This window comes from Amycolatopsis methanolica 239, assembly GCF_000739085.1.
Classification (GTDB): Bacteria; Actinomycetota; Actinomycetes; order Mycobacteriales; family Pseudonocardiaceae; genus Amycolatopsis_E; species Amycolatopsis_E methanolica.
Genome location: NZ_CP009110.1, coordinates 3,842,157 through 3,862,170 on the forward strand (window position 1 = coordinate 3,842,157; position 20,014 = coordinate 3,862,170).

Annotated in this window: 17 protein-coding genes and 1 pseudogene; 9 read left to right on the top strand and 9 right to left on the bottom strand. The window is 73.3% G+C overall.

The window, feature by feature from the left end:
• Positions 1-48: 48 nt before the first annotated feature.
• Positions 49-1,249, bottom strand: a pseudogene (locus AMETH_RS18685) (M20 metallopeptidase family protein).
• Between the two features lie 113 nt (positions 1,250-1,362).
• On the opposite strand from AMETH_RS18685, the gene AMETH_RS40350 reads away from it, so the two are divergent.
• Positions 1,363-1,881 (top strand): Lrp/AsnC family transcriptional regulator, encoded by a 519-nt coding sequence (locus tag AMETH_RS40350; RefSeq protein WP_017982653.1) that lies wholly within the window; start codon positions 1,363-1,365, stop codon positions 1,879-1,881.
• A 169-nt stretch (positions 1,882-2,050) separates the two neighbouring features.
• Positions 2,051-2,188, top strand: a complete 138-nt coding sequence (locus AMETH_RS40355) for a hypothetical protein (RefSeq protein WP_017982654.1) — start codon at positions 2,051-2,053, stop codon at positions 2,186-2,188.
• Between the two features lie 3 nt (positions 2,189-2,191).
• On the opposite strand, the gene AMETH_RS18695 is transcribed toward AMETH_RS40355, so the two are convergent.
• Positions 2,192-2,536 (bottom strand): MmcQ/YjbR family DNA-binding protein, encoded by a 345-nt coding sequence (locus AMETH_RS18695; protein WP_017982655.1) that lies wholly within the window; start codon positions 2,534-2,536, stop codon positions 2,192-2,194.
• 48 nt (positions 2,537-2,584) lie between these two features.
• Positions 2,585-3,466 (bottom strand): RNA polymerase sigma factor SigJ, encoded by an 882-nt coding sequence (gene sigJ, locus AMETH_RS18700; protein ID WP_017982656.1) that lies wholly within the window; start codon positions 3,464-3,466, stop codon positions 2,585-2,587.
• A 175-nt stretch (positions 3,467-3,641) separates the two neighbouring features.
• Here sigJ and AMETH_RS39240 point away from each other — a divergent pair, with 175 nt between their 5' ends.
• Entirely contained in the window at positions 3,642-5,111 is a 1,470-nt protein-coding gene (locus AMETH_RS39240) for an isochorismatase family protein (RefSeq protein ID WP_209436791.1), read from the top strand.
• Positions 5,112-5,133: 22 nt separating this feature from the next.
• On the opposite strand, the gene glpK (AMETH_RS18715) is transcribed toward AMETH_RS39240, so the two are convergent.
• On the bottom strand, positions 5,134-7,038 hold the full coding sequence (gene glpK / locus AMETH_RS18715) for a glycerol kinase GlpK (protein ID WP_038533208.1): 1,905 nt from the start codon (positions 7,036-7,038) through the stop codon (positions 5,134-5,136).
• Between the two features lie 30 nt (positions 7,039-7,068).
• Positions 7,069-7,830: an IclR family transcriptional regulator gene (locus AMETH_RS18720; protein ID WP_017982658.1), complete on the bottom strand. Its 762-nt coding sequence runs from the start codon at positions 7,828-7,830 to the stop codon at positions 7,069-7,071.
• Positions 7,831-7,985: 155 nt separating this feature from the next.
• Between AMETH_RS18720 and AMETH_RS18725 the strand changes: the two genes are divergently transcribed.
• From AMETH_RS18725 to glpD, 3 genes are all read left to right on the top strand, one after another.
• Entirely contained in the window at positions 7,986-8,801 is an 816-nt protein-coding gene (locus AMETH_RS18725) for an MIP/aquaporin family protein (protein WP_017982659.1), read from the top strand.
• A gap of 18 nt (positions 8,802-8,819) precedes the next feature.
• Positions 8,820-10,331: a glycerol kinase GlpK gene (gene glpK, locus AMETH_RS18730; protein WP_026153156.1), complete on the top strand. Its 1,512-nt coding sequence runs from the start codon at positions 8,820-8,822 to the stop codon at positions 10,329-10,331.
• An 83-nt stretch (positions 10,332-10,414) separates the two neighbouring features.
• Positions 10,415-12,100: a glycerol-3-phosphate dehydrogenase gene (gene glpD, locus AMETH_RS18735; RefSeq protein WP_017982661.1), complete on the top strand. Its 1,686-nt coding sequence runs from the start codon at positions 10,415-10,417 to the stop codon at positions 12,098-12,100.
• Between the two features lie 371 nt (positions 12,101-12,471).
• Here the strand turns inward: glpD and AMETH_RS18740 are convergent, their stop codons facing one another.
• Entirely contained in the window at positions 12,472-12,924 is a 453-nt protein-coding gene (locus AMETH_RS18740) for a MarR family winged helix-turn-helix transcriptional regulator (protein ID WP_017982662.1), read from the bottom strand.
• An 82-nt stretch (positions 12,925-13,006) separates the two neighbouring features.
• On the opposite strand from AMETH_RS18740, the gene AMETH_RS35875 reads away from it, so the two are divergent.
• Complete coding sequence (locus AMETH_RS35875) at positions 13,007-13,582, top strand: class I SAM-dependent methyltransferase (protein ID WP_017982663.1); 576 nt, start codon at positions 13,007-13,009, stop codon at positions 13,580-13,582.
• Between the two features lie 4 nt (positions 13,583-13,586).
• Here AMETH_RS35875 and AMETH_RS35880 read toward each other — a convergent pair whose 3' ends face one another.
• The 3 genes from AMETH_RS35880 to AMETH_RS18760 all read right to left on the bottom strand — a co-directional run bounded on the left by AMETH_RS35880 (position 13,587) and on the right by AMETH_RS18760 (position 17,122).
• A complete protein-coding gene (locus AMETH_RS35880; RefSeq protein WP_156131687.1) occupies positions 13,587-15,143 on the bottom strand; it encodes a galactose oxidase early set domain-containing protein in 1,557 nt (518 codons plus the stop codon).
• A gap of 64 nt (positions 15,144-15,207) precedes the next feature.
• Positions 15,208-15,906 carry a hypothetical protein gene (locus AMETH_RS38045; protein WP_156131688.1) on the bottom strand — a complete coding sequence of 233 codons (699 nt, stop codon included), beginning with the start codon at positions 15,904-15,906 and terminating at the stop codon, positions 15,208-15,210.
• 289 nt (positions 15,907-16,195) lie between these two features.
• Positions 16,196-17,122, bottom strand: a complete 927-nt coding sequence (locus AMETH_RS18760; protein WP_017982664.1) for an Lrp/AsnC family transcriptional regulator — start codon at positions 17,120-17,122, stop codon at positions 16,196-16,198.
• Between the two features lie 176 nt (positions 17,123-17,298).
• Between AMETH_RS18760 and AMETH_RS18765 the strand changes: the two genes are divergently transcribed.
• Together AMETH_RS18765 and AMETH_RS18770 are read left to right on the top strand one after the other, a co-directional pair.
• On the top strand, positions 17,299-18,792 hold the full coding sequence (locus AMETH_RS18765) for a peptide MFS transporter (protein WP_223842857.1): 1,494 nt from the start codon (positions 17,299-17,301) through the stop codon (positions 18,790-18,792).
• Positions 18,789-20,003, top strand: coding sequence for a metal-dependent hydrolase family protein (locus AMETH_RS18770; RefSeq protein ID WP_017982666.1), 1,215 nt, complete (start codon positions 18,789-18,791; stop codon positions 20,001-20,003). Before AMETH_RS18765 ends, AMETH_RS18770 begins: the two co-directional genes overlap by 4 nt.
• Positions 20,004-20,014: the final 11 nt, after the last annotated feature.

The window sequence follows — 20,014 nt, forward strand, 5'->3', positions numbered from 1 at the left end:
TGGTGCGGCGCGTGGCCGGGGCCCGGGTGCCGCGCTACGCGGTCTCGGTCATGGTCGGTCTCCTTCGGACGCGAGCCGGCGCCGTGCCAGCTCGGTGAACAGGGTCGCGCCGTCGGCGAGCACTGAGTCGTCGAACACGGCGTGCGGGTTGTGGTTGAACGCCGCCCGGCTCGGGTCGGCGCCTGCGGGCAGCGCGCCGAGGGCGAGGAAGCAGCCGGGCACCTCGGCGAGGACGCGGGAGAAGTCCTCGGCGCCGGCGATGGGGTTGGGCATGGTGGCGTAGCCGTCGTCGCCGAGCGTCTCGCGCACCACGTCGCGGGCGAACGCGGTCTCGCCGTCGTCGTTGACCGTCGCGGGACGCGCTTCCAGGTACTCGGCGTCGGCCTCGACGTCATGTGCCTGTGCGATGCCCCGCACCAGCCGGACCGCGGCGTCCCGCACGCGTTGCCCGGAGTCGCCGGAGAAGGTCCGGACGGTGGCCTCGACCCGGGCGGTCTCCGGGATGATGTTGCTGCGCGATCCCGCCCGCACCACCCCGACGGTGAGCACCACGGGGTCGACGACGTCGAAGCGGCGGGTGACCATCGTCTGCAGCGCGGTGATCATCTCGGCGGCGACCGGCACCGGGTCGCGCGCCAGGTGCGCGGCGGAGCCGTGCCCGCCGCGGTCGTGCACGGTGACCGCGAACGACGCGGAGGCGGCCATCATCGGCCCTGGCCTGCTGGTGAAACCGGGCTCGAACGTGGAGAACACGTGCAGCCCGTAGGCGGCCTCGACACGCGGGCCTGCGGCGTCGAGCACGCCTTCGTCGATCATGGCCCGCGCGCCCTCCCAGCCCTCCTCCCCCGGCTGGAACATGAACACCACGTCCCCGCCCAGCCGGTCGCGGCGGTCGGACAGCAGCCGGGCCGCGCCGGCGAGCATCGCGGTGTGCAGGTCGTGCCCGCAGGCGCGCATGGTCCCCTCGGTGCGCGAGGCGTAGTCCAGCCCGGTCGCCTCCTGCACGGGCAGCCCGTCCATGTCGGCGCGCAGCAGCACCGCCCAGCCGGAGCCGGTGCCCCGGAGCACGGCGGTCACCGCGGTGGAGCTGCGGCCGGTGGTGATCTCCAGCGGCAGGCCGTCCAGCGCCGCGAGCACCGCGCTCCTGCGTGCGGGGCAGGTGCAGACCGACCTCCGGCTCGCGGTGCAGGTCCCGCCGCAGCCGGATGAGGTCCTCCGCCATCGCCCTGGCGTCCGCCACGACCGACATCCGTTCTCGCCCTCCTCGTCGTCACGTTGTGCCCAGGAGTTTGCGCAGCGGCTACCCTTTGGCCGCCGAAATCGAACGATTCGCGCACCGTTTCCGGGATCAGGGAGGTTTTCGTGCATCCGGATCTGGACGAACGGGACCTCGAGCTGCTCCACGGGCTGCAGATCGCCCCGCGGGTGACCTGGGCGGACGCGGCCAGGATCCTGGGCACGACCCCGGCGACGGTGGCGGCGCACTGGGCCCGCCTGCGGGAGGCGGGGGTGGCGTGGGTGACGGCCCACCCCGGCGGCGACTACCGGCGGGTCGTCCTGGCGCTGGTCGAGGTCGACTGCCTGCCCGGCGCGCGGGACGAGGTGGTGCGGGTGGTGTGCACGGATCCCCGGGCGGTCACCGTCGAGGAGTCGACGCGCGGCCGGGACCTGCTGCTCACCGTGATCACGCCCGATCTGGCCGGGCTCACCACGTTCGTGCTCGACGACCAGCCGCGGATGCCCGGCCTGCAGCGGCAGCGCACACACGTCGTCAGCGCCACCCACCGCGACGGCAGCTCGTGGCTGCTGGGCGCGCTGAACTGGTCGCAGGAGCTGGCGTTCGAGGCCGCCGCCCGGGCGACCCGCCGGCGCCGGGCGTGACCCCGCCGCCGAACGCGGGCCCGTTGATCTCCGCGCTGGCACACGACGGGCGGCGCACGGCCCCCGAGCTGGCTTCGCTGACCGGCCGCAACCCGGCGACCGTGCGGCGGCAGCTGGCCCGGCTGCTCGCCTCGGGGCTGCTGTCGTTCCGTGCGAGGTCGCCCAGTCGGTGTCGCGCTGGCCGATCAGCAGCACCTGGCTGGCCAGCGTCGCCCCGGCCGACCAGCAGCGCACCGTGCGGATGGGCTGGCTGCTCACCCCGGACGGGCGCGCGACCGGCGAGGTCGTGCCGCCGGTGACGTGGTGATCGCTAGCGCGGCAACGGCTGCGCGGCGATCAGCTCCTCCGGCGCGGACAGCCGCCACGCCTCGTAGACCAGTTCGGCCAGCTCGTCGGCGTCGATGCCGGCCAGGTGCACCACCACCCAGCCGAACCCGCCCGCGGTGAACTGCTCCTCGAACACCTCCGGCCGCTCCGCGACCAGCGCCTGCTGCTCGATCAGCGTCTGCTTCAGCCCCACGGTCTCCGTGCGCGGCCAGTAGTAGCCGAACCGCTTGCCGCGCACGCTGAAGGACGTGTACTCGCTGCCCTTGCCGCGCTCGACCTCCGCCAGCGCGTCCACCATGTCGTGGAACTCCGCACTGCGCACGCTCATCGCATACCCCCGTCGTCCGGACACCAGCCTAGACAAACCGGGCAGGGGTCAGGAATCGGTCCAGGGCCGCAGTTTCTCCGGGTTGCGCACCGCCCAGATGCGGCTCACACGGTCGCCGTCGACCTCGAACGCCAGCACCGCCTCGGTGCGGTCGGCGTGCCGGACCACCAGGCCGGGCTGGCCGTTGACCGGGTGTTCCAGCAGGCCGAGGGCGGGGGCCCGCTCGACGAGCGCGGCCAGGTAGCGCGCGATCTCCGCCGCGCCTTCGATCGGGTGCGGCGCGGCGCTGACGAGACCGCCGCCGTCGGCGACCACCGTCGCACCGGGGTCGAGCAGCCCGACCAGGGCCCGGATGTCCCGGTTTTCCCACGCCCGCTTGAAGTTCCGGACGACCTCCGCGCGCTGCTCGGCGGAGGTGGCGGGCACCCGCGCGTCGCGGACGCGGCGCCGCGCCGACGTGGCCGGCTGACGGCACGCCGCGGGTGTGCGGCCGACGATCTCGGCGACCTCGGCGAACGGGTAGCCGAACACGTCGTGCAGCACGAACGCTACCCGCTCGGCCGGGGTCATCGCGTCGAGCACCACGAGGAAGGCCATGCTCACCGATTCGTCGAGCGTGACGCGCTCGGCCGGGTCGGCGGCGGACCCGCGGTCGGGCAGCGGCTCCGGGATCCACTCGCCGACGTACCGCTCGCGGCGGGCGCGGGCCGAGCCGAGCAGGTCGAGGCAGATCCGGCTGGCCACCGTCGTCAGCCACGCGCCCGGGGAGGCGATCGCCTCCTGCTGTGCGCGGGACAGCGAGTACCACCGGGCGTAGGTCTCCTGCACGACGTCCTCGGCGTCGGCCAGGGTGCCGAGCAGCCGGTAGGCGAGGTTGATCAGCTGGCGCCGCTCGCTGAAGACGGCGCTCAGGCCCGGATCGGTGGTCATGGCGGCTCCCTCGGTGATGTGCCCCCTGTTCGACGAGACAGCGCCCTCGATTGTGAGGCGTGTCCGGATGTGACAGAACACCGTCATTGCCGCCATGGCCGGCCGCCGGTCACGACCTCCTCGACGTCACCGGCCGGACGGCGGCGTCGTGGCCACGTCGGCGGGGGTGCGGCTGGTGACGGATCTGGCGTTCGCCGACGTGGACGGCTCGCTGGACATGCTCCTGGTGCCCGGCGCGGTCGACCTGCACCCGGGCGGGCCGGTCGCGCGGATCGACCAGGAGGTGGTGGCCTGGGTGAAGGCGACCGCGCCGCAGGCCCGCCGGGTCGCCTCGGTGTGTGTGGGAGCGCACGTGGTGGCCGCGGCCGGGCTGCTGGACGGCAAGACCGCCACCACCCACTGGTCGACCGCCGCGCAGCTGGCCGCCGATCACCCGGCGGTGCGGGTGGACCCCGACCCGATCTTCGTGCGCAGCGGGAACGTGTGGACCGGCGCCGGGATCAGCGCCTGCATGGACCTCGCGCTGGCGCTGGTGGCCGAGGACCTGGGCGAGGAGGTCGCCCTGGACGTGGCGCGCCAGCTGGTCATGTACCTCAAGCGCCAGGGCGGGCAGAGCCAGTTCTCGGTCCCGCTGAGCTCGCCACCGGCCACCCGCCGCGACATCGACGAGCTGCGGATGTTCATCGCCGACCACCTCGACGGCGACCTGTCCACAGCGGCGCTCGCCGCCCGGATGTGCCTGAGCGAGCGGCACTTCGCCCGGGTCTTCCAGCAGGAGACCGGCCATCCGCCTGCCGCCTACGTCGAGGCCGCGCGGGTGGAGGCCGCGCGCCGTCTGCTGGAGGGCACCGACGAGCCGCTGGACCGGATCGCCGGCGTGCGGGCTCGGCTCCGCGGAGACCCTGCACCGGGCGATGCGCAAGCAGGTCGGCACCACGCCCGCGGCCTACCGCCGCCGGTTCCGCACCACTGTCTGACCCTTTCGTTCCGGGCGTGGCAATCCCGCCGCGCCTGCCGTTCCCCTGCCCAGAAGGAGTTCCGTCATGCCCGTTTCCCCGACCCTGCGGGAGGTTTCGGCCTCGGCGCCGAGCTGCCCCGGCTCGCCGACGCCACCATCGTGCTGATCGACTTCCAGAACACCTACCGCAGCGGGGTGCTGGCCCTCGAGGGCGCCGAGCCCGCCCTCTCCGCGGGAGCCCGCCTGCTCGCCGCGGCTCGCGCGGCCGGCGCACCGGTGGTGCACGTGGTCAACGACGGCGGGCCGGGCAGCCCGTACGACATCCGGGCCGACATCGGCGCGATCAGCCCCGAGGTGTCCCCGGCCGAGGGTGAGCCCGTGGTGGTCAAGCGGTTCCCGGACGCCTTCCACGAGACCGGGCTGGAGAAGGTGCTGCGCGAGCTGGGTTCCGGCACGGACCTGGTGCTGGCCGGTTTCATGACCCACATGTGCGTCACGTCCACCGCCCGGGGCGTGTTCAACCGCGGCTACCGCCCGACGGTCGTCGCCGAGCCCACCGCCACGCGGAACCTGCCCGCCCCGGACGGCACTGCGGTGGCGGCGGCCACGCTGCGGACCGCGGCCCTGACCACAATCGGCGACCTGTTCGGCACGATCGCCCCTACGGTGGAGGACCTGATCAGCTGAACACTCCGGCGAGGGCTGCGCTTCACAACCGCAGCCCGCGCCGCGGGTCCGGTGTGGCGTCCAGCCGGCGCGCGCGTTCCGCCGCGAATGCCCGCCCCAGGCTCAGCCGCTCCGCGGGCGACACCGTGCGGCGCAGCTCGTTCAGCAGACCGCGCTCCTCCGCGCGGATGTGGTCCTCCACCACGGTTTCCAGGCGCAGCAACGCCTTCTCCGAAGCGCACTCCGCCAGCGCGAGCACGTCGGCGGCGATGTCCGTCCCGGGCGCGGCCGGGCGCAGGACCCGCGAAGTCGCCGTGGCGTGGGCAGTCAGCAGCGACACCAGCTCACCCGCCAGCGCGGCCCGGTCGGCCTCGTCGTTGCGCAGCTCGCGGAACAGCTCCTCCATCCGCCGGTGGTCGGCCTGCACCAGCTCGGTCACGTCGGTGCCCGCGGTCGCCGCCGGGGACGGGCGGGTCCATCCGAACGTCAGCTCCACCGCCTGGCGCCAGTGCGCGTACTCCCGCTCGCGGCGGGCCGGGTCCATCTCCGGCAGCCACTGGCCGGCGCGGTGCCAGTTGCGCCGCAGCCCCTCCAGGTCCGGCCAATACCCGACCGACAGCCCCGCCGCGTAGGCCGCGCCCAGCGACACCGTCTCGGCCACCATCGGACGCACCACCGGCACGTCCAGGACGTCCGCGACGAACTGCATCAGCAGGTTGTCCGCGGTCATCCCGCCGTCGACACGCAGCGTGGACAACGCGATCCCGGAGTCGGCGTTCATCGCCTCGACCACCTCGCGCGTCTGCCAGCCGGTAGCCTCCAGCACCGCCCGCGCCAGGTGCCCCTTGGTGATGTAGGAGGTGAGCCCGGCGATCACGCCACGCGCCTCGCTGTGCCAGTGCGGCGCGAACAACCCGGAGAACGCCGGCACGATGTAGCAGCCGCCGTTGTCCTCGACCGTGCGGGCCAGCGTCTCGATCTCCGGCGCGCTGCCGATCAGGCCGAGCCCGTCGCGGAACCACTGGACCAGCGACCCGGTGACGGCGATCGAGCCTTCCAGCGCGTACACCGCGGGCTCCTCGCCGATGCGGAACCCGACCGTGGTGAGCATGCCGTGCGTGGACAGCACCGGTGTCGTCCCGGTGTTGAGGAGGAGGAAACTGCCGGTGCCGTAGGTGCACTTCGCCTCGCCCGGCGCGAAGCAGGTCTGCCCGAACAACGCGGCCTGCTGGTCGCCGAGCGCCGCGGCGATCCGGATCCCCGGCACCACCCGCGACGTCGTGCCGTACACCTCGGTGGACGAGCGGATCTCCGGCAGCATCGCGCGCGGCACGTCGAAGAACTCCAGCAGCTCGTCGTCCCAGGACAGCGTGCGCAGGTTCATCAGCATCGTGCGCGAGGCGTTGGTGACGTCGGTGACGTGCACCCCGCCGTCCGGGCCGCCGGTGAGGTTCCAGATCAGCCAGCTCTCGATCGTGCCGAACAGCACGTCGCCGCGCTCGGCCCGCTCACGCAGCCCCGGCATGTGCTCCAGCTGCCAGCGGATGCGCGGCGCCGAGAAGTACGTCGCCAGCGGCAGCCCGCACAGCCGCCGGACGCGGTCCGCGCCCGGCTCGCGCGCCAGCGCCTCGACCATGGCGTCGGTGCGGGTGTCCTGCCACACGATCGCCCGCCCGACGGGCACGCCGGTGTGCCGGTCCCACAGCACGGTCGTCTCGCGCTGGTTGGCGATGCCGAGCGCGGCGACCTGCTCCGCGCCGATGCCCGCGTCGGCCAGCGCCTGCGGCACGATCCGGCCGAGGTTGCGCCAGATCTCGGTCGCGTCGTGCTCGACCCAGCCCGGGCGCGGGAAGTGCTGCTGGTGCTCGCGCTGCGCCACGGACACCAGCCGTCCGCGGGCGTCGAACAGGATGCACCGGGTCGACGTGGTGCCCTGGTCGACCGCCATCACGTAGTGCTGCACCGGATCACCTCCTCCTCACCGGGACGCGACGACGTCGCGGGAGACCGCCCTGGCCGCGTCGCGGACCTGCTCCAGCAGCCGCGATTTCGGGTGCCCGCTGGGCTCGCAGATCCGGTCCTCGGCGCCGGAGACGCCGATCGCGCCGACCACGATGCCACCGTGCCCGCGGATGGGCGCGGCGATCCCGGCCTCGCCGGGCACCATCTCGCCGCGCTCGGCCGCCCAGCCGGCCCGGCGGACCTCGGCCAGCGCGCGGGTGACCGCGGCGGGCGGCAGGGTCCGGCGGGTGTAGGCCTCCGGCCCGGCCGCGCGCCAGGACGCCAGCAGCGCGGCGTCGTAGGCGAGCAGCACCTTGCCCAGCGCGGTGGCGTGCAGCGGCAGCATCGCGCCGACGTCCAGGGTCTGCGGGCTGTCGTCCGGGCGGAACACGTGGTGCACCACCAGCACCCGGCCCTCCAGCGGCGCGCCGATGCGCACCGCCTCGCCGCTGCGGGCGGCCAGCGCGTCGGCCCAGTTGATCGCGCGGGAGCGCAGCTCGTTCACGTCGAGGTAGCTGCTGCCCAGGTGCAGCAGGGCGGCGCCGAGCTGGTACTTGCCGGTGTCGCGGTCCTGCTCGACGAACCCGACGCCGGCGAGCGTGCGCAGGATGCCGTGCGCGGTGCCCTTGGCCAGCTCCAGCGACTCGGCGATCTCCACGACGCCGAGGCGCCCGGAACCGCGCGCCAGCAACCGGAGGATCGCGGCGGCGCGCTCGATGGACTGGATGGGACCCGGCACAGCGGGGACCCTAACCCGACCGCCGCGGGTTCGACAATGTCGAACCGCACTTCCGAGTGTTCGACAATGCCGACCACCGCGCGTTGCCGCGGTCTCACCGCCGGTCATAGCTTCGGCGTCACCAATGGGGGAACCGGTCCTTTGTGGAGGAAGCAATGACGCGAAGCCTCAAGGCCCACGGACTCGCCGGCGAACTCGCCGCCGAGTTCGTGGGGACGATGATCCTCATCCTGTTCGGGTGCGGGGTGGTGGCCCAGGTGTCGGCCGCCGGCATCGGGGACCACGACAGCATCGCCTGGGCCTGGGGCATCGGCGTCACGCTGGGTGTCTACGTCGCGTCGCGGATCAGCGGCGCCCACCTCAACCCGGCGATCACCGTCGCGCTCGCGGTGTTCCAGGGCTTCTCCTGGCGCAAGGTGGCGCCCTACGCGCTGGCCCAGACGGCGGGCGCGTTCGTCGCCGCGCTGCTGGTGCGCTGGAACTACACCGAGGTCCTGAACGCCGTCGACCCGGGACTGACCATCAAGACCCAGGGCGTGTTCTCGACCCTGCCGGGCAACGGCACGCTGCCGGTGGGCGACTGGGGCGCCTTCCGCGACCAGGTGATCGGCACCGCGATCCTGGCGCTGGTCATCTTCGCCATCACCGACCTGCGCAACACCGCGCCGGCGGCCAACCTCGGCCCGGTGGTCGTCGGCTTCCTGGTCGTCGCAATCGGCATGGCCTGGGGCACCAACGCCGGCTACGCCATCAACCCGGCCCGCGACTTCGGGCCGCGCCTGGCGTCCTGGCTGACCGGCTACGACACCGCGTGGAGCGACCAGTACGGCAACCCGTACTGGTGGGTCCCGATCCTCGCGCCGATCGTCGGCGCGGTGATCGGCGGCGCGATCTACAAGTACTTCATCAGCCGCCACCTGCCCCGCACCGAGGACATCGGGCCCGCCAAGGCCCTCGAGCCCACCGCCTGAGTTCACGAAGGAGTGACCATGCCCGATTTCGTCGGTGCCGTCGACCAGGGCACCACCAGCACCCGGTTCATGATCTTCGACCACGGGGGCAACGAGATCGCCCGCCACCAGCTGGAGCACGAGCAGATCCTGCCCCGGCCGGGCTGGGTCGAGCACAACCCCACCGAGATCTGGGAGCGCACCCGCGCGGTGATCGCGAGCGCGCTGACCAAGGCGAACCTGACGGTCGCCGACCTGGCCGCGCTCGGCATCACCAACCAGCGCGAGACCACCGTGGTGTGGAACCGGCGCACCGGCCGCCCCTACACCAACGCCATCGTCTGGCAGGACACCCGCACCGACCGGATCGCCTCCGCGCTGGAGCGGGGCGGCCAGGGCGAGGTGATCCGCCGCAAGGCCGGCCTGCCGCCCGCCACGTACTTCTCCGGCGGCAAGCTGCAGTGGATCCTGGAGAACGTCGACGGGGTCCGGGCCGACGCGGAGAACGGCGACGCGCTGTTCGGCACCACCGACAGCTGGCTGATCTGGAACCTCACCGGCGGGGTGGACGGCGGCGTGCACGTCACCGACGTCACCAACGCCTCCCGCACCATGCTGATGGACCTGGAGAAGCTGGACTGGGACGACGAGCTGCTGGCGTTCTTCGGCATCCCGCGCCGGATGCTGCCGGAGATCAAGCCGTCGTCCGGCCACTTCGGCACCACCCGCGCCGACGGGCCGCTCGGCGGCGAGATCGCGATCACCGGCGTGCTGGGCGACCAGCAGGCGGCCACCGTCGGCCAGGTGTGCTTCCGGCCCGGCGAGGCCAAGAACACCTACGGCACCGGCAACTTCCTGCTCCTCAACACCGGCCACGAGCTGGTGCGGTCGAAGCACGGGCTGCTCACCACGCTGTGCTACCAGTTCGGCGACGACAAGCCGGTGTACGCGCTGGAAGGCTCCATCGCGGTCACCGGGTCGGCGGTGCAGTGGCTGCGAGACCAGCTCGGGATCATCAGCGGCGCCTCGCAGAGCGAGACGCTGGCCCGGCAGGTCGAGGACAACGGCGGGATCTACTTCGTCCCGGCGTTCTCCGGGCTGTTCGCGCCGTACTGGCGTTCCGACGCGCGCGGCGCGATCGTCGGCCTGACCCGCGCCACCACCAACGCCCACCTGGCGCGCGCCACCCTGGAATCGATCTGCTACCAGACCCGCGACGTCGTGGAGGCCATGCAGAACGACTCCGGCGTCACGCTCGACGTGCTGCGCGTCGACGGCGGCGTCACCGCGAACGAGCTGTGCATGCAGCTGCAGGCGGACATCCTCGGCGTGCCGGTGTCCCGGCCGGTCGTCGCCGAGACCACCGCGCTCGGGGCCGCCTACGCGGCCGGGCTGGCCGCCGGGTTCTGGCGGTCCACCGACGAGCTGGAACAGAACTGGAACGAGGACCGGCGGTGGGAGCCGTCGTGGAACGACGCCCAGCGCGCCGAGGGGTACGCCGGCTGGCAGAAGGCTGTCGGCCGCACCCTCGACTGGGTCGACGTCGAGTGAACCCCGTGCCGGAGCGGCCTGCGTGGCGACGCCCGGAGGCGGCTCGCCGCTCCGGCACCAGGCCTGGAAAAGAGGAGAGAGCCGTGTCCCAACCCCTGTCCCCCGCATACCGCGGCGACGCGCTGCGGCGGCTGGCGAACGAAGAGTTCGACGTGCTCGTCGTCGGTGGCGGCGTGACCGGCGCGGGCGCCGCGCTGGACGCGGCCTCGCGCGGGCTGTCGGTCGCCCTGGTCGAGGCCCGCGACCTGGCCGCGGGCACGTCCAGCCGGTCGAGCAAGCTGATCCACGGCGGCCTGCGTTACCTGGAGCAGCTGGACTTCAAGCTGGTGCGGGAAGCGCTGCGTGAACGCGGGCTGCTGCTGCGCACCCTCGCGCCGCACCTGGTGCGGCCGGTGAAGTTCCTGGTGCCGCTCCAGCACCGGGTCTGGGAGCGCGGCTACATCGGGGCCGGGGTCACGTTGTACGACACGCTCGGCGGGGCGCGGGCGCTGCCGCGGCACCGGCACCTGAGCCGGCGGCGCGCGTTCGAGGTGGCGCCCGGCCTCGCCGACGACGCGCTGATCGGCGCGATCCAGTACTACGACGCGCAGGTCGACGACGCGCGGCACACGATGATGATCGCGCGCACGGCGGCCGATCAGGGCGCGGCGGTGGTCACCAGGACGCGGGTGACCTCGCTGGTCCGCGACGGCGAGCGGGTCGTGGGCGCGCGGGTCACCGACCGGGAGAGCGGCGCGGAGATCACGGTGCGGGCGCGGGTGGTGATCGCCGCGACCGGGGTGTGGAGCGACGACATCGCCGAGGCCGCCGGCATCGAGAAGCCGTTCACGGTGCGCGCGTCGAAGGGCATCCACCTGGTGGTGCCGCGGGAGAAGATCGACCTGGACACCGGGCTGATCCTGCGCACCGAGAAGAGCGTGCTGTTCGTGATCCCGTGGGGCCCGCACTGGATCGTCGGCACCACGGACACCGAGTGGGACCTGGACCGCGAGCACCCGGCTGCCAGCCGCGCGGACGTGGACTACGTGCTCGACCACGTGAACGGGGTGCTGCGCAAGCCGTTGACGCACGACGACATCGAGGGCGTGTACGCCGGGTTGCGGCCGTTGCTGGCGGCGAAGGCTACCGCGACGACGAAGCTGTCGCGGGAGCACGCGGTGGCGCACCCGGTGCCGGGGCTGGTGGTCGTGGCCGGCGGGAAGTACACGACGTACCGGGTGATGGCGGCGGACGCGGTGGACGCGGCGATGTCCGATGTGGACCGTCCGGCGCCGCCGTCGTGGACAGACAAGCTGCCGATCGTGGGCGCGCGCGGGTACGCGGAGGTCTGGGAGGGCCGGTACGCGCTCGCGCGGCGCGCGGGACTGCCGGTGGCGCGGATCGAGCACCTGCTGGGCCGGTACGGCACGGCGGTCGAGGAGGTCCTGGCGCTGGTCGGTGAGCGGCCGGAGCTGGGCGAGGAGATCCCCGGGGCGCCGGACTACCTGAAGGCCGAGGCCGTGTACGCCGTGACGCACGAAGGCGCGCTGCACCTGGAGGACGTGCTGACGCGGCGGACGCGGATCTCGATCGAGCAGCGGGACCGCGGACTGGCGGCGGCGCCCGCGGTGGCCGACCTGATCGCCCCGGAGCTGGGCTGGACCGCCGAGCGCCGCGACCGCGAGGTGGCGCACTACCGGGCCCGCGTCGAGGCGGAACGCACCGCCCAGGAAGCCCCCGACGACGCGACGGCGAACGAACGCCGCCTGGCGGTGCCGGCGCTGGGGTGAGGTGCCCGCATCCGTCCGGACGGAGACTCCCGTTCGGACGGTGCCCGGGCCGTGACCGCCGCCTGGGTGGTGACCGCGCTGGGATGAGGGGTGCCGGCGCCCATCCCGACGGTGACCCCCGTCTGGACCGTGCACGGGCGGCGAGCGCCGCCTGGACGGTGACCCCGTCCAGGCGGTGTCTTACCCCGGCGCATGGCCCCATCCGGGCCGGGCGAGCGCCGGTTCGCGTGGCGATCAGCCGGCCGGCGACCGCGGCCCTCAAGCGGGCAGGGCGGTCAGGCGGGCGGGCGGGAAGCCAGCCACGGCAGGCGTCCCGGCCACCCGCCGGGTCCGGCCCCGGGTGATCTCCCTGCGGGGTGGCATCACCCGGGTCAGATCGCCTCCCGCGGGGGGTGGAAGCCGTCGAGTTCGCGGGCCAGCGCCCGCAGCCCCAGCATCAGCCCCTGCCGCTCCTCGGCGGTCATCGCGCCGAGCATGCGTTCGTGCCGTTCCCGCCAGGTTTCGCGGAGCCCCTTCGCCGCAGTGGTCCCCGCGCCGGTGATCCGCACGACGAGGTTGCGCCGGTTGCGCTCGTCCCGTTCCCGGGCAACCAGCCCCTTGCGCTCCAGCGACGAGCAGACCCGGCTCATCCGGCTCTTGTCCACCCGCAGCCGGGCACTGAGCTGCGCCTGCGTCGCCTCCCCCGCCCCGAACAGCTCGACGAGCACGACGCCCTCGGTCAGCGTCATCGCCGCCGCCCCGTCGCCGGCCGGCTCGTCGCCCTGCGTCGCGACCAGTCGCATGACCCGGGCGAGCAGGGCCTCCAGCGAGTCGATCTCCGCCACCGCACCTCCATGGTTGATAGCGGCAACCGTTGACGCTAGCGTCGGTCACAGTTGCCACTGTCAACCATCATAGGGAGCGGTCATGCACCGGACACTGCACGGGCTCGGCCAGCGGCACCTCTTCGCCGACGGGCGGTCGTACGACCGGCACGCGGGCCGCGCGTTCCGCACGCTCCACCGGCGGGTCGCCGACGACGTCGCCGCGGCGGCCCCGAGCGACGGGCTGGTGCTGGACGCCGGTTGCGGCACGGGCCTGCTCGCCGCGGAGATCGCGCACCGGCGGCCGGATCTGCGGGTGCACGGCGTGGACCTGCAGCAGGCCATGGTGGACGTCGCGGTCGAGCGCGCCGAGCGGGCGGGCCTCGCGGACCGGGTCGCGTTCACGGTCGCCGACCTCGCGGACCTCCCGCTGCCGGCCACCACCACCGACCTCGCGGTGTCCACGGCGAGCATGCACCACTGGACCGACGTCCCCGCGATCGTGACCGCCCTGCACCGGGTCCTGCGACCCGGCGGTCCACTGTGGATATACGACATCCGCTGGGCGCCCTCCCGCGCGGTCCGCGCGGCCTCCGCCGCCGCTGGCCGCCGCACGGCCCGGACGCTCGTGCGCACGGGCGCGTTCCCGGTCGCGTTGTTCCAGCGCCTGGCGGCCTGACCGGTCAGCTCAACCGCACCCACACCGCGGGTGACGGGACTCCCGCGTGGTTCACCACCGTCAGCAGGTACCAGCCGGGCGGCGCCAGGTTCGCTGACGCGGGCAGCCGCACCTCGACCGTGTCCTCCCCCGTCACCGTGACCGGCAGGTCCACCAGCCGCTGCTCCAGCTCGCTGGAGTGCGTCGTCGCGCCGGGGCGGATCAGCGACGCGCTCGCGATGTCCGCCGCGTCCGGGACGCCGGCCTCCAGCGTGTCGCCGTAGTGCACCTCGGGCGTGGTCACGACGACCAGCGGGCGCGGGCCGGCGAACAGGTAGGGCGGCCAGAACACCTCGATGCGCATCTCCTCGGTCTTGCGCGCCGGGTTGGAGCCCGCGGTCACGACCTTGCCGTCCGGCATCAGCAGCGCCACCGAGTGGTACAGCCGCGGCACCCGGCTCTCCGCGGCCATCGTCCACGCCCCGCTCACCGGGTCGAAGATCTCCGCCCCCAGCGCCGCCGCGTCCGCGTGCTCCTCCATCATCGAGCCACCGTTGACCAGCACCGTCCGGTCCGGCAGCAGCGTCGCGCACAGGTGCATCCGCGCCATGTGCAGGTCAGCCGCGGGCGTGTAGCGGGGCGTGGCGGCGGACAGGTCCGCGATGGCGGCCGACGCGGTCGCGCCGGAGTGGTCGTGCATGTCCCACGGCCCGCCGCCGACGATCATCACCCGCTGGTCCTGCGCCGGCGGCAGCAGCACGCTCGCCGACTGGTTGCGCAGCCCGGCGCCGGGCAGGCCCGGCACGTCGGTCACCTCGTTGGAAGCCAGGTCCCACACGCCCGGCCGCACCCCGTTGTTGCTGCCGTACTGGCCGCCACTGTAGAACACGCGGCCGTCGGCGAGCAGGAACAGGTGCCCGTACATCGGCCAGTGCGCCGACGCGGGCCGCGTGGTCCAGCCCGCGCCGCCGGTGTAGACCTCGGGGACGGTGTTGAGCATGCCGGTCTCGTCGAGCCCGGCGACGGCGAGGACCAGCCCGTCACCCAGCGCGAGCAGCGACGGGTACCACCGGCCACCCGCCATGTCCGGTTGCGCCGTCCAGCTCAGGGTGTCCGGGTCGAACGCGATCGACTGCCGCAGCCCGAAGAACGGGTCGTACTGCCCGGTGCCCCCAGCGGCGAGCAGCCTGCCGTCGGGCAGGAACGCGTGCCCGACGCAGAACAGGTCGACCGGCGTGTCCGGCTGCTCGACCTCCTCACCCGGGTAGTGCCAGACCGTGGTGCCGTAGCGGTGCGCGTTGTGCCGGTCCGGATCGTTGCTCGACCCGGCGAAGAACAGCACGTCCCCGGTGCGCAGCAGCGCGGCGTGCACGGCGAGGGTGCCGGAGTCGCGCTCGAGCAGGCGCCACACCCCCATCTCGGGCGCCATGTGCAGGTCGGTGAGCGGGTGCAGCAACCGGTGCAGCGCGGCGTTCTGCCCGGCCGGGTTGTCCACGGCCAGCACGACGAAGTGCGGTTGTCCGCCGAATCCGGCGACGGCGAGGCCGCAGCCCTGGTTCTCCCAGAAACCCCAGTCCGGCACCGGGATCCACGGTCCCCAGCCGTCCGCGGGCCGCACCTCGTCGTCGAGCCGCCAGCCGATCGTGCTACAGCGCGCGGTTCTGGCCGGCCGGGTTGTCGACGGTCAGGACGATCAGCTCGTCGTTGCCGTCCCCGTCCAGATCGGCGACCGCGACGGCCGCGCCCTGGTTCTCCCAGAAACCCCAGTCGGGCACGGCGCGCCACGGCCGCCAGTCCGTCACCACGCCGTCCGGGTTCAGCGTGCCGCTGCGGTAGAAGCCGGCGTTCGCGCCCGCCGGCGCGTCGACCATGAACACGACCAGCTGCAGCCCGGCGGCGGTGCCGGCGACGGTGATGTCCCCGCCGGCGTTGAGCCAGGCGAACCAGTCCGGCACCGGCTGCCACGGCGTCCAGCCGCCGGTGACCGCGCCGGTGTCCCGGTCGAGCGACCAGCCGACGCGGTAGAACGCCTGGTTGGGGCCGTCCGGCGCGTCGATCAGGTAGACGATCAGGTCGGGGACGCCGTCGCCGTTCACGTCGGCCACGGCCACCCCGGCCGCGTCGTTCTCCCAGGAGAACCAGTCCGGCACCTGCTGCCAGCCGGCCCACCCGCCGGTCAGGGCGCCGGTCTGGTCCAGCCCGCGCCCGACGCGGTAGAAGGCGGCGTTGCGGCCGGGCGGGTTGTCGACCATCAGGAGCACGACGTCCCCGCCCGCGGTGGCGATCGACGCGCCGCTGTTCTCCCACGGGAACCAGTCCGGCACGGCGGTGAAATCGGTCTGCACCGGCCCGATCACACCCGGTCCGCGACCGCCCGGCTAGGGCCGAACGCCTCTTACCCCGGGTACGTGGCGCGGTCTCATGTGGACTTCGCCGGAGCCGGCTGGGACAGATCGTGCCGGTACCCCTCGGCGTTCTCCGGCAGCGGCAGGCGGCTCGTTGCCGTGGTGGTCCGACGTCGTGAAGCTGCCGCGCACCCACACCGAGACCTCGCCGTCGGCGACGGTCGTAGCACATCGGCCCCCCACCCTACGGCCGGGAAGCCCGCGCCACGACGGAATTCCCGGCCTGGCGCTATTCGGCCAGTGGCAGCGCCCGGTCGTTCTCCTCCTTGATGGCGCGCAGGTGCGTCCACGCCTCAACCGTCCGCACGCCCGGCAGGCCACGCACGCGCTCCAGCGTGACGAGCACGTCGTCCAGCGAACCGGCGCGGATGGTGCCGATTCCGCTGCACCAGCCGATCCCGGTGGCCAGGCAGTCGATCTCGTCGAGCGCGGCGATCTTCCGTGCCACGGGTTCGGTGTCGCCGTTGACGTCCAGCGCGAACCCCATCGTGTGGCCCCGGCTCAGCGGCGTCATGCGCACCAGCGCGCCGACGTGGACCACCCCGGACTCCAGCAGCCGCAGCACCCGGGCGCGAGCCGCCCCGGCGGAGAGGCCGCTGACGCTCGCCAGCTCCGCGAAGGAGGCCCGGCCGTCGGCACGCAGGTGCGCCAGCAGCGCGTGGTCGTGCGCGTCGAGCTCGATGTGCGCGAGCGGGCCGGGGCTTTCCAGCGGCCCCGGCGGGAAATAGGGGTCCTTCCAGATGCGCAGGTAGGTCATCGTCTGCAGCGCGCGCACCCCCGGCACGGCCTGCACGCGCGCGAGGCCGCGGGCGAAGGACTCCAGGTCGGCGGTGCGCAGCTCGGCGGTGACGGCGAACCGCCCGGCGGTGGTGGTGACGAAGGAAACCTCGTCGAGTTCGGCGACCTGCCGCGCGACCGGGCCCGCGGGGCCGTCGGTCTCGATGGTCACGTGGCCGAGCTGGTGCAGCCCGAACACCGCGGGGTGGATCGCCCCGACCAGGCGGAGCCCGCCCTCGCCGAGCAGGCGCTGCACGCGGGCCTTGGTGGTGGAGCGGGCCAGCCCGACCAGACGGGCCAACGTCTCGTAGGAGGCCCGGCCGTCCTCGTGCAGGGCGCGGACGAGCCGCTCGTCGATGGCGTCCAGGTTCCCGTGCACGGGGACAACCTAACGCATGCCGAGCGCTCCGACGATCTATTCACACAAATCGCCCATCGAAAGTCGCAACGGCGGCATCAAGCCGTGAATACAGTCGAATCATGCATTGATCACCGGGCCGTGCGGATGTAACGTCTGCGCCCATCTGACACGGTCGGCTCGGAGGTGCGGTGGGCGTGGGGAGTACGGATCGGGTGTTCTTCGGCCAGCCGCGCGGGCTGGTCGGGCTGTTCTTCGCCGAGGCGTGGGAACGGTTCTCCTACTACGGCATGCGTGCGCTGCTGCTGTACTACATGACCGACCGGATTCTGGACGGCGGTCTCGGCATCGACCCGGGCAGCGCGAAGTCGCTGATCGCGGTGTACGGCTCGGCCACCTACATGGCGGCGATCCTGGGCGGCTGGATCAGCGACCGGCTGCTCGGGGACCGGCGGGCGACGCTCACCGGCGGAGTCCTGATCATGTGCGGCCACATCTGCCTCGCGATCCCCGCCGGGGCGGGCGCCCTGTTCGCGTCGATGATCTTCATCGCGAGCGGGACCGGGCTGCTGAAGCCGACGATCTCCTCGTCGGTGGGCGACCTGTACGCCCGCGACGATCCGCGGCGCGACTCCGGGTTCAGCATCTACTACATGGGGATCAGCGTCGGGGCGGTCGCCGCGCCGCTGGTCGTGGGCACCGTCGGCGAACGGTACGACTACCACCTCGGGTTCGGCCTGGCGGCAATAGGCATGGCGCTCGGCCTCGTCGGCTACGTGCGCAGCCAGCGCCACCTGAGCCCGCTCAGCAGCGCGCCGAAGAACCCGTTGCGACTGGGCGAGGTGCCCCGGTCGCGCTTGGTCGCGGTGGCGGCGGGGATCGCGGTGCTCGTCGCCGTGCTCGCCGCGACGACCGGCACCGGCGCGCTCGGCCCGGGCGGGGTCGTCGACCTGATCAGCGTGCTCGCGATCGCGCTGCCGGTCGGCTACTTCACGGTCATGCTGCGCAGCAGGCGCACCACCGCGGCGGAACGGGCACGGGTGCGCGGCTACATCCCGATGTTCGTCGCCGCGGTCGCGTTCTGGTGCATCCAGGAACAGGGCGCCACGGTGATCGCGCAGTACGCCGACGAGAGCACCGACCTGGGCGCGTTCGGGTTCACCATCCCGGCGTCGTGGTTCCAGTCGGTCGGGTCGCTCGTGCTGATCGTCCTGACACCGTTGTTCGCGGTGATGTGGCTGCGGCTCGACCGGTCCGCCCGGCCCCCGGGCACGGCGCACAAGTTCGCGGCGGGCCTGGCGATCGCGGGGCTGTCTTACCTGATGCTCGTGCTGCCCGCGGCGAGTCCGGGCCAGACCAGCCCGCTGTGGCTCATCGGCAGCCTCGCCGTGGTCACGATCGGCGAGATGTGCCTGTCCCCCATCGGGTTGTCCGCGACGACCCGGCTGGCGCCCGCCGCGTTCGCCACCCAGACGATGGGCCTGTGGCTGTCGTCGAACGCCGCCGGGCAGGGCATCGGGGCGCAGCTGGTGAAGTTCTACGACGCCGGGTCGGCGGCCGCCTACTTCGGCCTGCTCGGGATGGGCGCGGTGGTGCTCGCCCTGGTGCTCTTTGCGCTCGCGCCGCTCATCCGGCGGCAGTCCGAACGCGGATTGTCCACAGTGGAACCGGTACGCGAGGGGCAGCGATGACACGCACCATCCTCCGCGGCGGCACGGTGTTCGACGCCGCCTCCCGCACCGCCGGTCCCGCCGACGTGGCGGTCGAGAACGGCTGGATCACCGACGTCGGCACCGGCCTCGACGGCGACGAGGAGGTCGACTGCGCCGGCCGCGGCGTGCTGCCCGGACTGATCGACTGCCACGTCCACCTCACCATGACCGGCGCGGACCTGTTCGCCGCCGCGCAGGAGCCGTTCTCGCTGCAGTTCTACGAGGGCGCGCGGAACATGGCCAGGACGCTTGCGGCGGGGGTGACCACCGTCCGCGACGCGGCCGGCGCCGACCTCGGGATGCCCGTGGCGCGGGAACGCGGCCTGATTCCCGGGCCGCGCATGCAGATCTCGCTGAACATGCTGAGCCAGACCGGCGGCCACGGCGACCCGTGGTGGCCCTCCACGTGCGTGGTGGACCTGCTGCCGCCGCACCCGGGCCGCCCGCCGGTCATCGTGGACGGGCCGGAGGAGATCCGGCGCAAGATCCGCGAACTGGTGCGTGCCGGCGCGGACGTCATCAAGGTCGCGACCAGCGGCGGGGTGGTGTCCAGCGGCGCCGGGCCGCGGATCCCGCACTTCCGCGACGACGAGATCGCCATGATGGTGACCGAGGCGTCGGCGGCCGGCCTGCACGTCATGGCGCACGCGCACGGCGAGGGCGCGAAAGCGGCCGTGCGCAACGGAGTCCGTTCGATCGAGCACGGGCACTTCCTGGACGACGAAACGCTGGAGATGATGGTCGCGCGGGGCACCTGGCTGGTGCCGACGCTCAGCGCGGGCGTCGGGCTGCGGCAGGCCGTGGAAGCGGGTGTGCCCTACCCGGACCACATCGCCGAGAAGATCCGGCAGCGCTCCGGCGACAGCGTGCGGCGCGCCGTCGAGGCGGGCGTGCGGATCGCGATGGGCACCGACGCGCCGCTCTACCCGCACGGCGAGAACCTGCTGGAGCTGGAACTGCTCGTCGAGCACGGCCTGTCCCCGGCCGAGGCCCTGCACGCCGCGACGCTGTCCGCCGCCGAGCTGATGGGGCTGGAGTCCACGCTCGGTTCGATCACCCCGGGCAAGCGCGCGGACCTGGTGATCGTCGACGGCGACCTGCTCGACGTGCGGGACCTGGGCAAACGGATCCTCGCCGTGTACCAGGACGGCCGGGCCGTGCACGTCGCGGACCGGAATGTGCCGGACTGACCGGGGCAGGA

Coding starts and splice junctions, on each gene's coding strand:
- AMETH_RS18770 (WP_017982666.1), top strand. CDS start 18,789: ATGACACGCACCATCCTCCGCGGCGGCACGGTGTTCGACGCCGCCTCC.
- AMETH_RS18695 (WP_017982655.1), bottom strand. CDS start 2,536: ATGAGCGTGCGCAGTGCGGAGTTCCACGACATGGTGGACGCGCTGGCG.
- sigJ (WP_017982656.1), bottom strand. CDS start 3,466: ATGACCACCGATCCGGGCCTGAGCGCCGTCTTCAGCGAGCGGCGCCAG.
- AMETH_RS18725 (WP_017982659.1), top strand. CDS start 7,986: ATGACGCGAAGCCTCAAGGCCCACGGACTCGCCGGCGAACTCGCCGCC.
- glpK (WP_026153156.1), top strand. CDS start 8,820: ATGCCCGATTTCGTCGGTGCCGTCGACCAGGGCACCACCAGCACCCGG.
- glpK (WP_038533208.1), bottom strand. CDS start 7,038: ATGGCGGTCGACCAGGGCACCACGTCGACCCGGTGCATCCTGTTCGAC.
- AMETH_RS35875 (WP_017982663.1), top strand. CDS start 13,007: ATGCACCGGACACTGCACGGGCTCGGCCAGCGGCACCTCTTCGCCGAC.